This is a genomic window from Herpetosiphon gulosus (assembly GCF_039545135.1).
GTDB classification, from domain to species: Bacteria; Chloroflexota; Chloroflexia; order Chloroflexales; family Herpetosiphonaceae; genus Herpetosiphon; species Herpetosiphon gulosus.
The window spans coordinates 27771-41696 of record NZ_BAABRU010000031.1 but is presented as its reverse complement, the minus strand read 5'-3'; the positions used below and the strand labels follow the sequence as shown (position 1 = coordinate 41696).

General features: G+C 50.1%; 13 protein-coding genes. 11 read left to right on the top strand and 2 right to left on the bottom strand.

Translation table 11 applies throughout. The features are described 5' to 3' along the window. The first annotated feature begins 499 nt into the window (after positions 1 to 499). The 8 genes from ABEB26_RS24245 to ABEB26_RS24210 all read left to right on the top strand — a co-directional run bounded on the left by ABEB26_RS24245 (position 500) and on the right by ABEB26_RS24210 (position 9441). Complete coding sequence (locus tag ABEB26_RS24245) at positions 500 to 2095, top strand: hypothetical protein (RefSeq protein WP_345724675.1); 1596 nt, start codon at positions 500 to 502, stop codon at positions 2093 to 2095. 493 nt (positions 2096 to 2588) lie between these two features. Continuing rightward, positions 2589 to 3797 carry a sensor histidine kinase gene (locus tag ABEB26_RS24240; RefSeq protein WP_345724674.1) on the top strand — a complete coding sequence of 403 codons (1209 nt, stop codon included), beginning with the start codon at positions 2589 to 2591 and terminating at the stop codon, positions 3795 to 3797. Then, complete coding sequence (locus ABEB26_RS24235) at positions 3794 to 4066, top strand: hypothetical protein (RefSeq protein WP_345724673.1); 273 nt, start codon at positions 3794 to 3796, stop codon at positions 4064 to 4066. Before ABEB26_RS24240 ends, ABEB26_RS24235 begins: the two co-directional genes overlap by 4 nt. Positions 4067 to 4096: 30 nt before the next feature. Beyond that, positions 4097 to 4408, top strand: coding sequence for an element excision factor XisI family protein (locus ABEB26_RS24230; RefSeq protein WP_345724672.1), 312 nt, complete (start codon positions 4097 to 4099; stop codon positions 4406 to 4408). Between the two features lie 41 nt (positions 4409 to 4449). Further along, the gene (locus ABEB26_RS24225; protein WP_345724671.1) at positions 4450 to 4914 is read left to right on the top strand and encodes a hypothetical protein; all 465 of its coding nucleotides are present in this window, start codon (positions 4450 to 4452) and stop codon (positions 4912 to 4914) included. Between the two features lie 29 nt (positions 4915 to 4943). Continuing rightward, positions 4944 to 7298 carry a glycosyltransferase family 4 protein gene (locus tag ABEB26_RS24220; protein ID WP_345724670.1) on the top strand — a complete coding sequence of 785 codons (2355 nt, stop codon included), beginning with the start codon at positions 4944 to 4946 and terminating at the stop codon, positions 7296 to 7298. Between the two features lie 28 nt (positions 7299 to 7326). Then, on the top strand, positions 7327 to 8283 hold the full coding sequence (locus ABEB26_RS24215) for a glycoside hydrolase family 130 protein (protein WP_345724669.1): 957 nt from the start codon (positions 7327 to 7329) through the stop codon (positions 8281 to 8283). A gap of 264 nt (positions 8284 to 8547) precedes the next feature. Continuing rightward, complete coding sequence (locus ABEB26_RS24210) at positions 8548 to 9441, top strand: EamA family transporter (RefSeq protein ID WP_345724668.1); 894 nt, start codon at positions 8548 to 8550, stop codon at positions 9439 to 9441. Between the two features lie 184 nt (positions 9442 to 9625). Here the strand turns inward: ABEB26_RS24210 and ABEB26_RS24205 are convergent, their stop codons facing one another. After that, complete coding sequence (locus ABEB26_RS24205; protein WP_345724667.1) at positions 9626 to 10306, bottom strand: hypothetical protein; 681 nt, start codon at positions 10304 to 10306, stop codon at positions 9626 to 9628. A 48-nt stretch (positions 10307 to 10354) separates the two neighbouring features. Beyond that, the gene (locus tag ABEB26_RS24200) at positions 10355 to 11341 is read right to left on the bottom strand and encodes a hypothetical protein (protein ID WP_345724666.1); all 987 of its coding nucleotides are present in this window, start codon (positions 11339 to 11341) and stop codon (positions 10355 to 10357) included. A 255-nt stretch (positions 11342 to 11596) separates the two neighbouring features. Here ABEB26_RS24200 and ABEB26_RS24195 point away from each other — a divergent pair, with 255 nt between their 5' ends. Genes ABEB26_RS24195 through ABEB26_RS24185 form a run of 3 tightly spaced genes read left to right on the top strand, consistent with a single transcriptional unit; the run spans position 11597 to position 13871 of the window. Next, positions 11597 to 11953, top strand: a complete 357-nt coding sequence (locus tag ABEB26_RS24195) for a DUF2089 domain-containing protein (RefSeq protein WP_345724665.1) — start codon at positions 11597 to 11599, stop codon at positions 11951 to 11953. Positions 11954 to 11966: 13 nt separating this feature from the next. Further along, positions 11967 to 12329: an SHOCT-like domain-containing protein gene (locus tag ABEB26_RS24190; protein ID WP_345724664.1), complete on the top strand. Its 363-nt coding sequence runs from the start codon at positions 11967 to 11969 to the stop codon at positions 12327 to 12329. 12 nt (positions 12330 to 12341) lie between these two features. Beyond that, positions 12342 to 13871 (top strand): SHOCT-like domain-containing protein, encoded by a 1530-nt coding sequence (locus ABEB26_RS24185; protein ID WP_345724663.1) that lies wholly within the window; start codon positions 12342 to 12344, stop codon positions 13869 to 13871. Positions 13872 to 13926 lie beyond the last annotated feature (55 nt).

The following is a 13926-nucleotide window of genomic DNA, read 5'->3' as shown; positions in this document are numbered from 1 at the left end:
CGGGTTGGTCGGCGGTCGTTGGTGCGGGTTTGTGTTTTGCTCGTGGCATGGTATCCCCTTACAAGCCTATTCTGGAAATGCTCGTCTTTGGGTTGGGAACCAAATACACACGCTATTGTACAGTCTCCGTTTCGCCTCAACAATCACGTCTGAACCCGCTTCCTTGATATCGATCCCTCTCCCATTGGGATAGGGACTTTACAGAGCCATTTATCGAGCGTACTCTTTCGAATGTAGCCGCATGCTTCCTATGTCATCGCCACCTGATGACTTATTCTTCCCACACTTTTCTTCAGTTGTTGGTGTGCTTCGCCCAATCTATGGGTGGGATCACACCCCGCAAAGCTCTACGATGCTCATCAGATCCACCACCGAAAACCCTTGCCCAACCAAGTACTGAATTATTGGATAGCAGCGCAGATCAGCTGTTTGAGACCATACGCTGTGCTTGGATGGGCGAATGGGTTGTGGCGTATCTTGGTTATGGAGGAACTTCCCTATGCGTATCATCCATCGTTCAGAACAAACCATCCAAACGGCGCATCATTATGCTGAACGTGCAGCGCATCATGGAGATGCCGTATTTGATGGGGTAATCATTCCGCCTGAGATTAGCGCACGCAACTGGGCTTTGGAAGGAACCGTGCATAGTACCAAGATTGTGACCAATCAGCTTGATAGCACGCGCTATTTCCTAGGACCACAAGTCTGTATTACCCACGATGATAATCGTCGGATAACGTGGGCGGCCCATGTCGAACATTCGCAGGCTGATCAAGCCCATGGGCAGTTGATTTTGAGCCAATTTATTGGCCCAAACCCTGCCGCAGCGGCGGCCTCGCTCAGCCCTGCAATGCGCTACGTTCCACAACTTGAGCGAACCATCATCGCAGAGGGTGAGATTTGGCGCTATCATCTTACCTTGAACAAATTTACTGGAACAATCGTTGCAACGTGGATTACGCGCAGTGCTAAAGGTCTACAATTGTGGCTCGATGGAACATTGGTTAATACCGAATCGTCTGAAGTTGATTTTCCCTTTTTCGGCTTGAGCCAAGTTGCGGTTGGGCATGTTGCGACCGCCCCGCCACCATTCGGCTTGCTGAGTTATAAATGCCGTAATACAGGTCGCCTGTTTATTCGGCGGTATGTTGATGGCCAACTGGGACCAGAAGTTGGCCTTGATGTTGGCGAAATCCGTGGAGGGATCTCATTTGGCATTAGTGGTAAACAGATTCTGGCACGGGTTGATCGGATTACTGCAGGTGGATTAGTTCCAACCCTGCTGCGATCATCGGATGGCGGAAAATCGTTTGATAAGCCCTATGCGATTGATCTTGGTAGCTATGACCAAGATTTTAAGCTTATCCCTGGCTATACCGAACCAATCGTTGATAAAGGTGGCGCGTTTCATGTGCCGATCATCCTCAGTAATGGGCGTGAATCGGTTGCGCTTAATTATATTCCTGAGCATGAGACGATTGTCGAAGCCATTCGCGTGACTGGTGGCAATCCATTGGGCAAACTTGCGGTATTTCCAAGCACAGTTGGCAGTAAAACATCCTTTGGCAATGGCACGAGCGATGGTCATGGCCTAATTATGATTCTTGCGACTGAAGGCCGACTGTTTACCAGTAATTCTTCGGCTGGCGGAATCTATTTTCCCGAAGCTGTTTTGCTGAATCATGAAATGCCCTTAATTGCCGGATTCGCCGCATCGGAATGCTATAGCAGTGGCTTAAAACCCAACGTTGTCAGTATGGATTATATTTATCTTGAAGCAAATTCAATTGGGCAGGTAGCTTCCCCAACGCTCCATTACGAAACATGGGATATGCCGCTGCCATTGCCGCAAGCCACGGCAAAAAGTAAGGGGGCATCAGTGGCTATCACAATCCAGTCTGATGCTGATGTTGAGCCAGGCAAGGTGGTCTTTAACTTTGATGACCCATCGATTGTAATTACCAATAGCACGATCACAAGCCTGCGCACCGCCACCCTTGAAACGAATACCCCCAAACTTTCAGGAAAAAAGGTCTCTTTTGATGTTTTGACCCTTTTTCATCGGCATTATGGCGAGGCGATGATTGATTAATCAGCCAGTTTAGACCCTGTTCGTGTCATAAGTATCACCACGAAGCGATTCCAATCAGCGTCTGTCGTTGTGTTTATCATGCGATAGTGCTATACTAGGTAGGTGAAGTATATCAACTGTATTTCACCTACCTACCTCTTAACTCGGCCATATCCCCCACTCGATAACTATTTTGGTTATCCTATCATTCCGAGTTTTCACTATCAGATTTATGTTAATGATTGTCGGTGTGTTGAACACCATCATTGTTGCTGGCGAAAACGCTACCATAGCGTAATGGTCGCTGGATAGCTGCAATGATTGGTTATTTACGCCTACAAAAATCCCGCATGGTGACGCGCAGTTGCATCGGCATGTACTTAAAGGGATACGTCATCAAGCTCCGAGTCATCCACATAGGGATGGCTTGGAATTAATTGTTGTTGTATGCACCCCTGTTGCTGTATGCACGTTCAATCAACCCGCTGGCTGCGCCGCGAGATAGGACATTTTGATGAAGCCGAATGGGATGCAGATCTTATTAATTGACCATGATGGGCATGGCATCCCCCTCATTGCGTCGATCATCACGGCAATTCAAACCGTCCAGTATCGCCTGATTGCGGTAGCCGACCTCCACCATGGCCTGAGTATGCTGGCAACTCGCCGGATCGATGCTATCTTGGTGCGGCTTCCATTAATGGATAATACAGGCATGATCATCCAAACGCTGTCTGATCATGCATCAACCTATCCACTCATTCTCTCCGCCCCAAACACCGATGATCACACCTTGATCCCTATGCTGCACGTCGGGGTTCATGCCACGTTGTTCGACGATGAACTTACGCCAGCACTTTTTCAGCGGACACTCGACTATGGGTTTGCCCGTGTTGCTCAATTAGCGGCAGAAGATCATGTCCAAACCCTCACCAGCACGCTGGCAGTGGCGCTTGATACAACCCATCAGATTGAACATCATCTAACAATAGCGATTCATGAACTCCAAACGCCCATCAGTATTTTGCTCGGCTATATTGATCTATTTGAGCGACGGGTTGCCACATGGGGCGGAATTCCCCTGCGCGAACGGCAAATGATTAATACGATGCGGATGCAAGCGATTCATGTAGGACGATTGGTTCCAACGCTGCTTGATAGCACGCTGATGACTCACAATCTGGGGCCGATTCAGCGTCGTTCGCTTGAACTAAGTGCGGTGCTGCGAACGGTCGTTGGAGCCATGCAAGGAATGCGAGCTTCGCATCTCTTAGTGCTGCGAGTCCCCGATGTAGCCGTATGGGTTGATGGCGATTATGGTCGCTTAGTCCAAGTGTTTCAGAATCTCTTGCTCAATGCCCTGCACTATAGCGGGATGCATAGTGAAATTACCATCACCCTCGCTGCTGATGGGCAGATAACCATTCAGGATTATGGGGTAGGAATTTCCGCCGATGATCTGGTGCAGATTTCTCGTCCATTTTTTGACACAGCTGATCCTCATGGGGCGGCAAGGATTGGTCAAGGACTTGGCTTGGCAATTGTTCAAGAACTCATCCAGCAACACGAGGGCAGCATTACGATCGCCAGCACGGTTGATCATGGAACAACCATCACTATCCAGTTTCCCTGTAGTGTCCGGCCAACCCGCCTACCGGAACATACTGCATCAATGCTGGTGAACTATCCCAACATTGCTGGTATTCAAGGGAGCACGTTATGAAAAAACGCTATGTTCTACTCTGGCTGAGCCTGATTGGTGGGCTGATGCTGTTGGGGAGTGCTAGCCCCCAACCACAGTTGACGATTGGTGGGCTGAACATTCTCGTGTGGCACATGCTCATGGCGATCGTTCTCACCATGCTGAGTGAGTTAGCGCTGCGGTTCATTGCTTTCCAATATCATGAGTATCGCACACTCTACAACCACCCCCCCACCCATTGGAATCAATGGCCAGATGATCCGCTGCCATCGAAACCGTCCATTCGCTAACCCAACGGCTGTTCCGGAAGGGAGTTCGTTATGGTGGCCTTTTCGCCCACCACGCTCATCGAAACCGTCCTGATGGCCATGCCATGTCCTGATACGCTGGGCGCATGCACGGTGCAAACCATATTTGATCGCCAGCAACATCAGTACCTGGTGGTGGTTGCTGGTTGGCATGGCCAACATCGGATTCATCAGTGTCTGGTGCATATTGCCTATCACGATGAGCGCGTTTGGATTCATTGTGATCACACGATCCATGGAATTCCTAGGAGCTTAATCGCCGCTGGAATTCCTGCCACTCGTATTTTGCAGGTTTTCCCGCTTGCTAACCTGCGCATGCCCTAGCGGCCTATGACGCTCCCGATCATTTAAGAAAGGGGCTATCAATGGATAGTCATTGGTTTACACCCGATCATCAGCACTATTTTCAGGTTGGGATTGATTCCTATCCGCATCCCGTTCCAGTTACCAATGCCCTGCGTTGTCTATTGTTTGGGTTTAGTCAGCAGGATCATCCGCTGGTGATCCATCCTCTGACCTTTGCTGAGCCGAATCATTTTGGCACCTTCACGCAGCGCTGGATGAGTCCTCTGATGCACGGGAACGCGATTGCAGGCTGGACAGGCTTTATGGCTTTACGCTATCTATTGGGCTACTTTAGTCAATGGGTGCTGCTCCCACCTGCTATTCGCTATCAGGCTTGGCATCCGACCGCCCGCACGGTTACGCCACCAGTTCAGGTGATTGCCGCCATTCGGGCTTGGGATGCGGGCTGGGAACATCAGCTTGATAACCTTTTGCCACGGATTGAAACATTGCGCCACCCACAATATGCCGCTCTGGCAGGGTGATTGCTTCCAGTTAGTACAGGAGGTGTGGCATGCCTACACCGAGTCATTCATCGATTCGCTCAATCTTAATTATTGGGAATTATGCTCCACGCCAGTGTGGCATTGCAACCTATACCACCGATTTACGCATGGCCTTGCTTGAAGCGTATCCTCAGAGCAGGATCGAGGTGATGGCCATGAATGATACGCCTGCAGGCTATGACTACCCTGATTCAGTTGTCTTTACGATTGATCAGGATGACCCATATGCTTATTATCAAGCTGCCGATTTTATCCGCTTGAGTTCCTATGACCTTGTGTGTATTCAGCACGAATATGGGATTTTTGGTGGGGCATCGGGGCGTAATCTGCTCTTGCTCATTCGTGCGATCACAATTCCAATTGTGACCACCTTGCATACGGTGTTACGCGAACCAACCGCTGATCAACATACGATTCTGTGGGAGCTTGCTCAACGATCACAACGGATTATCGTGATGAGTTCGCATGCAGTCGATTTAATCCATACGATTTATGGCATTCCATTGGCTCAGATTGATTGTATCCCGCATGGCATTCCTGATCTGCCGTTTCGCGATGGCTATGAGGATAAACAACACGCCAATCTGACTGGCAAGCAGGTTCTGCTTACCTTTGGCTTGCTCTCGCCAAATAAAGGTATCGAAGATGTCTTGAATGCCTTGCCGTCCCTGATCAAACAGCATCCGCATGTGCTCTATGTGATTGTTGGGGCAACCCACCCAACCGTTCGTCAAACCTTTGGTGAGGCTTATCGGGAGATGCTTCAAGCCTTAGTCGAGCAACTTGGAATTCAAGCGCATGTGCGGTTTCACGATCAATTTGTGAGTTCCAGCGCTTTAGCAATTTATATGGGTGCGGCTGATGTGTATATTACACCCTATCATACCCAAGAACAAAGCGTATCGGGTACTTTAGCCTATGCGATTGGGGCTGGTAAGGCGATTGTCTCGACACCCTATTGGTATGCAACCGAACTCTTGGCCCATGGTGGTGGCATGCTGGTTCCGTTTCATGATCCAGCGATGCTTGCTGAGCAGGTTAACACGCTTTTAGCCGAACCCCAGCTGCGTCAAACCATCCGCGAACAGGCCTATCAACGTGGGCGCACGATGCTCTGGTCGGTTGTTGCTACGCACTATATGCAGAGTTTTGTGCAGGCACGGACGCACCCACTCCATCCAGTGCTAGTGCTAGCCAATCAACCAATCATGCCTGATTCACCGATCATCCCGCCGTTATGTCTTGATCATCTGATCGCCATGACCGACGATATGGGCTTGATCCAACATGCGATCTTGAATATTCCCAATCATCACGAAGGCTATGCGACCGATGATAATGCGCGGGCTTTGATTGCCACGATGCTGCTCGACCCTATCCAAGAACCACAGGCGCAGCGCTTGGCAATGCGCTATTTAGCGTTTCTCTGGTATGCCTTTAATCCAGCTACCCAACGGTTTCGCAACTTTATGGGAGCAAATCGGCAATGGCTAGAGGCGACAGGCTCGGAGGATGCCCATGCTCGCAGTATCTGGGCACTTGGCATAGTGCTTGAACAGAGCCATGATCCGGGCTTGTGCGGCGTTGCGCAACGACTCCTCCGTTTTGCGCTTCCGGCGGTGTCTCAGCTGACCCACCCACGGCCATGGGCCTTAGCATTGTTGGGATTCGCTGCCTATCGTCAACGCTTTCCTGGTGATCGCACGGTTATGGCCAGCCAATTGCAACTCGCTGAACAATTATTGTCCCGCTTTCAAGCGGCGCATCAGCCTGATTGGGAATGGTTTGATGACCATCTGACCTATGATAATGCGGTTCTGCCGCATGCGTTGATTGTCAGTGGTCAAACCCTTCAGCGCCCAGATATGGTTGAGGCTGGATTAACGGCCTTGACCTGGCTCTGTGCGATCCAGCGGCCTGAGGCTGAACATTTCAAACCAATTGGTTCGAATGGTTTTTTCCAGCGTGGGCAAGCTCCAGCACACTATGATCAACAGCCAATTGAGGCTCAGGCAACCGTGTTAGCAGCATGTGCAGCCTTTGAAAGCACAGGCGATTCAGGTTGGTACGATGAAGCCCAGCATGCCTTTTATTGGTTTCTCGGCCACAACGATGCGGGTGTAGCGCTCTACGATCAGCGCACCGGTGGCTGTGCTGATGGATTGGAAATTGATCGGATTAATCAAAATCAGGGGGCCGAATCAACCCTCGCATTTTTAATTGGCCGATTGACGATTCAAACACTTACGCCACCAATCAGGCGCGGAACAGCGGAAAACACTTCAGCCAGCGTTACCCGACCACCGCGCATTCGGGCAGATTTGATTCCACCACGTGATTCAAGTTCATTAAGGCCACTGTAGTGTCTCATGGCGAGACAGTCTGGAATAAATGATGATGCAACATAATCGACTCGATCTCTTCGCACGCCATCCAGCCAACCCGATTTTACAAGCAAGCGATTGGCCGTACCCGATTAATAGCGTGTTTAACCCTGGTGCAACTGTGCTCGCCGATGGCACAACCTTGTTGTTATGCCGCGTTGAAGATCGGCGTGGGCATTCGCATTTCTGTGCAGCTCGCTCGGCCAATGGGCTTGATCATTGGCAAATTGATGCCCACCCAACCTTTGCGCCTGATCCACAGCAGTATCCCGAAGAACGCTGGGGGATTGAAGATCCGCGCATTACCTATATTGAGGAATTAGCAGCCTATGGGGTTGTGTATACCTCCTATGCGACTGGTGGGCCTGGGGTTTCCTTGGCAACAACCACCGATTTCAAGACCTTTACTCGCTATGGAGTGGTGATGCAGCCCGAAAATAAAGATGCTGCGCTCTTTCCCGTTCGGATTAACGGCTTATGGGCGATGATTCATCGCCCGATTGGCGCACAAGGGTCGCATATTTGGATGTCGCTCTCACCTGATTTACGCCATTGGGGCCAGCACCAATGCATGCTTGAGGCCCGTAAAGGCGCATGGTGGGATGCCAACAAAATTGGTTTGTCACCACCGCCGATCGCCACCGAGGAAGGCTGGTTGATGATCTATCATGGCGTTCGGATGACTCCTGGTGGTTGTCTCTATCGGCTTGGCGTAGCCCTGTTCGATACCGAACATCCTGAGCGCTGTCTGCGGCGTGGCGAACCATGGGTCTTGAGTCCGCATACGGAGTATGAACGCCATGGCGATGTCCCCAATGTGATTTTCCCCTGTGGCGTGACCGTCCTAGCTGATGGCGATACCCTGCATGTCTATTATGGAGCTGCCGATAGCTGTATTGCGGTTGCGATTGGGAGTATTCGCCAGGTTCTCGATTGGCTGACGATCTATGGAGTGGCGACATAAGCCCAAGCCGCTGAATTGCTGGAAGGCTGTTTGGGCAACTGAACCGCGAATATGCTATCAAGCTAATTGAAGGAAGATCGAAGTTCAGTCGTTCTCGTAGGCACTCAACCAAAAACTATTAACCTCGTTGTGCATAAAACTGTCTCGATATAAAGATACTTGACATGAAGATAAATTACTTATATCTTGATGTCAAGATAAATTATCAATCCCATCAGGATTGTCGCTAGATAGTGCTGATGGGATTTAGCGAAGGCAGCGGCGATGCAACGACTATGGAATATGCTCTTGACCGCGATTGCTCCAATTTTATGGGGCACAACCTATGTCATTACTACTGAGTGGCTGCCAGCCAACCGTCCGTTGTTGGTGGGCGTGATGCGGGCCTTACCAATTGGCTTGATCTTTTTGGCCTTGGGTCGGCAATTGCCCAAGGGCATTTGGTGGTGGCGTTCGTTGGTGCTGGGCGCGTTGAATATTGGCTTCTTCTTCCCATTATTATTTATTGCCGCCTACCGCTTGCCTGGCGGGATTGCCGCCACTTTGGGCGCATTGCAGCCGTTTATCGTGGCCTTTTGGGGCTGGGTGGTGCTCAAAGAGCGGGTCACTTCGCGCTTGCTGTTGATGGCTGGTTTAGGTGTGGTTGGGGTTGGCATGATGCTACTCAATCCACAGGCTCAACTTGATGCTTGGGGCATGCTGGCAGCTTTTGGTGGCGCGATGCTCTATGGCGTGGGCATTACCTTGAACAAACATTGGGGTCGGCCAGTGCCCTTATTGACCTACACCGCTTGGCAATTGGTGGTTGGTGGCCTGATGATTGTGCCGATCGCTTTGTTGATTGAAGGGCCACCGCCAGCTTTTACCGCCAGCAATTGGCTGGGTTTTGGCCTGATTGGGCTTGTCAACACGGGCGTGGCCTATCTCTTTTGGTTTCGCGGCATCGAACGTCTGAAAACCTCCACCATGTCGTTTTTGATTTTGCTTAGCCCAGTTTCGGCAACCGTGCTAGGTTGGTTGGTGCTCGATCAACGCCTGAGTTGGTTGCAAATGTTGGGCGCGTTGGTGGTGCTGGCTAGCATCGTATTAAGCCAACTGCCGAGCCGCCAGCCAACCCCGCGTTTGCAGGTGGCACGCGGGGCTAGCGGTCAGGGGTAAGCGATCAGTAGCATTGAATCCTCGCTGCGTACAAAACTCGTTAAGTTTATCGCACGTTGCCTGCCAACCACCAATCGTCCTTGAGGGGTGCAGGGGATTAAAGCCCCTGCGTCTCCCGCCTTGAGGTTCGACGGAAGGGTGGTGATCAATCCAAATCATGGCTTGAATCGAAAATATATAAAGCCTAATCTGGCTGAAATAAGATTTCCGTGAGCCAATTTAGGTTGCTATAGCCTTCGCGATAGCGCCACCAATAACGATGCGGATCATAAATCAAATTTGGATTTCTCGGTGTATCAATCGATTCTAATTCGTTAATAAATGCTTTGGGCATGGCAATCGTCAAGGCAAGATTGAGCATGATTGCTTCGATTTGCCATTGCGCTGGGTCATCTGCAAAACAGTGTGGTCCCAATGCATCCATTAAGTCGCGGACTGAGAGCAAATTGTACAAAAGGTAGCCACAAGCCTCAGTGTATTCATGCGCATTCGCGCCATATTCATCTTCGAGTGTACCAAAAAAGCGCTTCTGATACTGCTGATAATCCTTGACCAAATCCAAACGCTGCTCATCTGTCCAAGGGTGCGCTTGCACAAGGCTGTGCATAATTTCCCACTGCTTGCGGTAGCGCTGGTTCTCAGGATCAGCGGAATCTTCAAGTAGGTAGCCTTCGCTTTCGATTTCCATCGTTTTATCGGCAATAATCAACTGGCTCATCAAGGCTTGGTCATGGTGATGCAGTTGCCCAACTAGCCACTCACCTTGCGGCGAACGATAACCGCGCATAACTGCCAGTAAGGCACTTAATTGAGTGTCAGGAGAGAATACAAGTAATGGGGCAAATACACAAGGTTCATGGGTCATTGTTGCTCCAAAATATGTAGAAATACTATTCTCGCTATTGCCAAATGATTAAACCACCCGACCTTTGGCAATCGTCTGATCAGCAATCCGCAACACGAATTTTGAGCCTCGTGGCAACGCTTTGATATGTTCTTTAATGCCATGCAAATCGAGATGGCCGCGCATAGGCTGGCCGATCGTAACCGTTTGGCCTTCCTCAAGCAGTAGCAGCCGTTCAGTACCATTCAATTCGTAATTCTCACCTTTGAAAAGCGTGCCGTAGACAAAACCATAATGCTTATGCGAGGCCTTTTGAAATAGCGCCAGCTGCTTGGCCTCAATCGTTAAGTTTGCTACAACCGATCGCCCCTTATCTTCAAGCAGCTGAATGCCTTGGCCTTTGGCCAGAATGGGGTTATTTATTCGAGGAAATGCCGCATTACTGGCATAATTTTCAGTAATCATCCATTGCTGTTGTTCTGCAAGCCAATGTTGATTGCTGCTTGCAGCTTGATTTAGGCTACTTGCCTCGATTTCGAATGCTACTGGAATATACTGCTGCTTCGTTATGATCGATGCTTGCTCCTGTGCGAGTTTCATGTAGCCATTGTGCAGATCATAATCGTTCAAATGCTTGCCATAGAATAATGAATAGACTTGGCTTGGGTTATTGGCTGGCATTTCTAGGAATGTGACTTCAACTGGCAAATCATACTTTGCTTTTGCGCGAACAGCTTGCTCTAAATGCAACATCTGGGTCACATGGCCTGTACCATCAAGCCGTCGCCCTGAACGAATCCAAAACTTTCTACCAACTGCCATTTCTCCCAGTTGATAGTGTGGGTTGAGAAACCAAAAATCGGCCAGAATGGCCCCACTTGGCAACAACATGCGATTGTGATCTGCACTGACGCGAATGTCCCAACCTTGATAGGAGTCGGGACTAAAATGTAATTCGCCGTGAGTGAAGTATAATGCCATGAGCAGAGCACGTTCAGGGTCTTCGTCTTCGAAGGTAATTTCAGCCTCAATGTCATACAGACTATTCATGCTCATCTAGCTCTCCTTTTGCTTGAATCAGCTTATTCTAAAGCATAAATCCTCTCATTTGCCAGTGTTCCCAGCATCTCCCCAACCTGTATTTAGCAAACATCAGCAAGCTGCCCGATTCGCCGACTGCTGCGGAGCGGCTTGCAGCAGCTCTTTTTTGCAGAATATTTCTAATCTAAAATTAATATAAGATAGATTGACATTTATTATCAACTTAAGTTACACTTTTTAGCAGATGAACTGATACTTCGCGAGGTATTGATGAATCCTATCTTGACTCAGTGCCCGGTTTGCTCGGGCGAACTAACCAGTACCCGTTTGGAATGTGCAATTTGCAACACGGCGATTGAAGGCCAATTTACTCTAGGACGCTTGGGTCGCTTGACCCGCGAGCAACTGAGCTTTGTGGAACTCTTGGCACAACATCGAGGCAATGTCAACCAAGTCGCCACTTCGTTGAGTGTCTCATACACCACTGCTCGTATGCGTATGGACGAAATTGCCGCCGCTTTAGGTGCACCGCCTTCAATCACGCGCCCTGATTCGCGTGAGGTGTTGCGTCAACTTGAAACAGGCGAACTGAGTGCGGAAGAAGCACTCAAACTGTTGCAAGGCTAGGGAGGTATTTCAAATGGCAACCGAAGAACGCATGCGCATTTTGCGCCTGATTGAAAATGGCCAGTTGACTGCCGAAGAAGGTGCGCGTTTGTTGGGCGTGATGGAGCCAAACAATCGCGTTTCCCGCCCAGTGCGTGCCCAGTGGGTTCGGATTCGGGTCACCGATTTGAAATCCAACCATCACAAAATCAATGTCAATATTCCGGTTGGCTTGATTAGCATTGGCTTGAAACTCGGCGCTCGTTTTGCTTCCAACAAGCATACAACCCTGAACTTCGATGAAATGCTTGAGGCAATTCGCGGCGGCATGACTGGCAAAATTGTCGATATGGAAGATCTCGAAGACGGCGAACGCATTGAAATTGTGGTTGAATAAGGAGTTTGGACGATGCAACAACGAATTAATGTCGGTATGAATCCAACCGTAGCGGTCCGCATTTGCGAAGGTAATTTGCGGGTAATTGCCCACGATTTGCCCGAAGCTTGGTTTGATGTTGATGAAGATAGTATTAGTTTTCGTGCCCAAGAAGGCCACCTCTCGATCGAGCGCTGCTCCGATGATTTGGAATTACGCCTGCCCCATGGCACAGTTTTGACCCTTGATCTGGTTCATGGCGATCTTGATCTGACAGGATTGAGCGCTGTGCATACCCGCCAAATTGAAGGCGATATTAGCGCCCGCGATGTGCAAACCTTTGAAGGCGATGTGGTGCACGGCGATGCTTCCTTTACTAAAAGCGCCAAGCTTAGCCTTGCCAACCTTGATGGCGATCTCAAAATCTATGAGAACACTGATACTGTGGTGATTAAAAATGTCAATGGCGATGCCAAAATTAGCCAAGCCCAAAATCTAACAATCATCAATGTGCATGGCGATTTGAGTGCGAGCGATTTGTTTGGCGATGTAGCAATTACCCGTGTTAGTGGTGATGCTACGCTGCGTGGCGCGATCAAAAGCCTTGCGCCAATTCATGTTGATGGCGATTTGAAATTGGGCATCAATTGGCTCCCTGAGCAAGTGTATCGCGCTAGTGCCAATGGCGATGTGGTGTTAGAAGTTACTGACGATGCTAATTTGAGCGTCAATGGCTTTGTGCAAGGCGATGTCTCAGGTATGGGCGATCGCGAGCCTGGTTCGATTAGCTTGACTTGGGGCACGGGCACGGCTCGTTTAGAATTGAATGTTCAAGGCGATTTGAGCATTCGCGGCGGAGCCGCCAGCCAATCCAAGAGCGTTGGTGGGAATAGCTGGAGCGCTAACTGGAATTGGAATAATGACGATTTCAACCGAGCCATTCGCGATTTCACCGATGATCTAGCCTCGATGGGCCGCGATATTGCTTCCCAATTCCGTGAAATGAGCCGCGATTGGCGCGATGGCAAGGGCGAACGCACTGCTGAACGCGCTCGCCAAGCGACTGAACGCGCCGCTGAACGGGCTGCTAAAGCCGCCGAACGAATGAGCGTGCGGATCAACGAACGTGAATATCGCTTTGATCCAGAGCGAATTGAGCGTTTGAAAGAGCAAGCCAAGCGGGCTGCTGATGAAGGTATTAGCCGTGCTTACGAGGCGATTGGTCAAGCTTTGGGTAATATCGAAAAGAATATTGCTCACCCAAATGCACCCCGCCCACCAGCACCACCAGCACCGCCTGCGCCGCCAGCCGCACCCCATGCGCCGCATCGGGTGTCGATCAGCGAAGATGATGGCTCATCGTCAAGCCAACATGTGGCCTACACTGGCGATACCGTGCGGATTTCGCCAGAGCAAGCCACCGCTGCCCAAGCTGCAACCGCCGCCCCAGCCGAAACGCCAGCCGTCGATAAAACCCAAGAACGCTTGGCAATTCTGAAGATGGTACAAAGTGGCAAGATTAGCGCCGATGAAGCAGCGCTCTTGCTCGAAGCCTTAGGCTAAAATGTTCAGGCAACAGGATTGGACTAGTTCATATTAACAATCCCTCACCCCCCCA

Bases quoted from the DNA above. Each gene is read 5' to 3' on its own strand.
- ABEB26_RS24200 (WP_345724666.1), bottom strand. From the start codon at position 11,341: ATGAGCATGAATAGTCTGTATGACATTGAGGCTGAAATTACCTTCGAA.
- ABEB26_RS24230 (WP_345724672.1), top strand. From the start codon at position 4,097: ATGGTGGCCTTTTCGCCCACCACGCTCATCGAAACCGTCCTGATGGCC.
- ABEB26_RS24190 (WP_345724664.1), top strand. From the start codon at position 11,967: ATGGCAACCGAAGAACGCATGCGCATTTTGCGCCTGATTGAAAATGGC.
- ABEB26_RS24235 (WP_345724673.1), top strand. From the start codon at position 3,794: ATGAAAAAACGCTATGTTCTACTCTGGCTGAGCCTGATTGGTGGGCTG.
- ABEB26_RS24240 (WP_345724674.1), top strand. From the start codon at position 2,589: ATGAAGCCGAATGGGATGCAGATCTTATTAATTGACCATGATGGGCAT.
- ABEB26_RS24185 (WP_345724663.1), top strand. From the start codon at position 12,342: ATGCAACAACGAATTAATGTCGGTATGAATCCAACCGTAGCGGTCCGC.
- ABEB26_RS24215 (WP_345724669.1), top strand. From the start codon at position 7,327: ATGATGATGCAACATAATCGACTCGATCTCTTCGCACGCCATCCAGCC.
- ABEB26_RS24205 (WP_345724667.1), bottom strand. From the start codon at position 10,306: ATGACCCATGAACCTTGTGTATTTGCCCCATTACTTGTATTCTCTCCT.
- ABEB26_RS24245 (WP_345724675.1), top strand. From the start codon at position 500: ATGCGTATCATCCATCGTTCAGAACAAACCATCCAAACGGCGCATCAT.
- ABEB26_RS24210 (WP_345724668.1), top strand. From the start codon at position 8,548: ATGCAACGACTATGGAATATGCTCTTGACCGCGATTGCTCCAATTTTA.
- ABEB26_RS24195 (WP_345724665.1), top strand. From the start codon at position 11,597: ATGAATCCTATCTTGACTCAGTGCCCGGTTTGCTCGGGCGAACTAACC.
- ABEB26_RS24225 (WP_345724671.1), top strand. From the start codon at position 4,450: ATGGATAGTCATTGGTTTACACCCGATCATCAGCACTATTTTCAGGTT.
- ABEB26_RS24220 (WP_345724670.1), top strand. From the start codon at position 4,944: ATGCCTACACCGAGTCATTCATCGATTCGCTCAATCTTAATTATTGGG.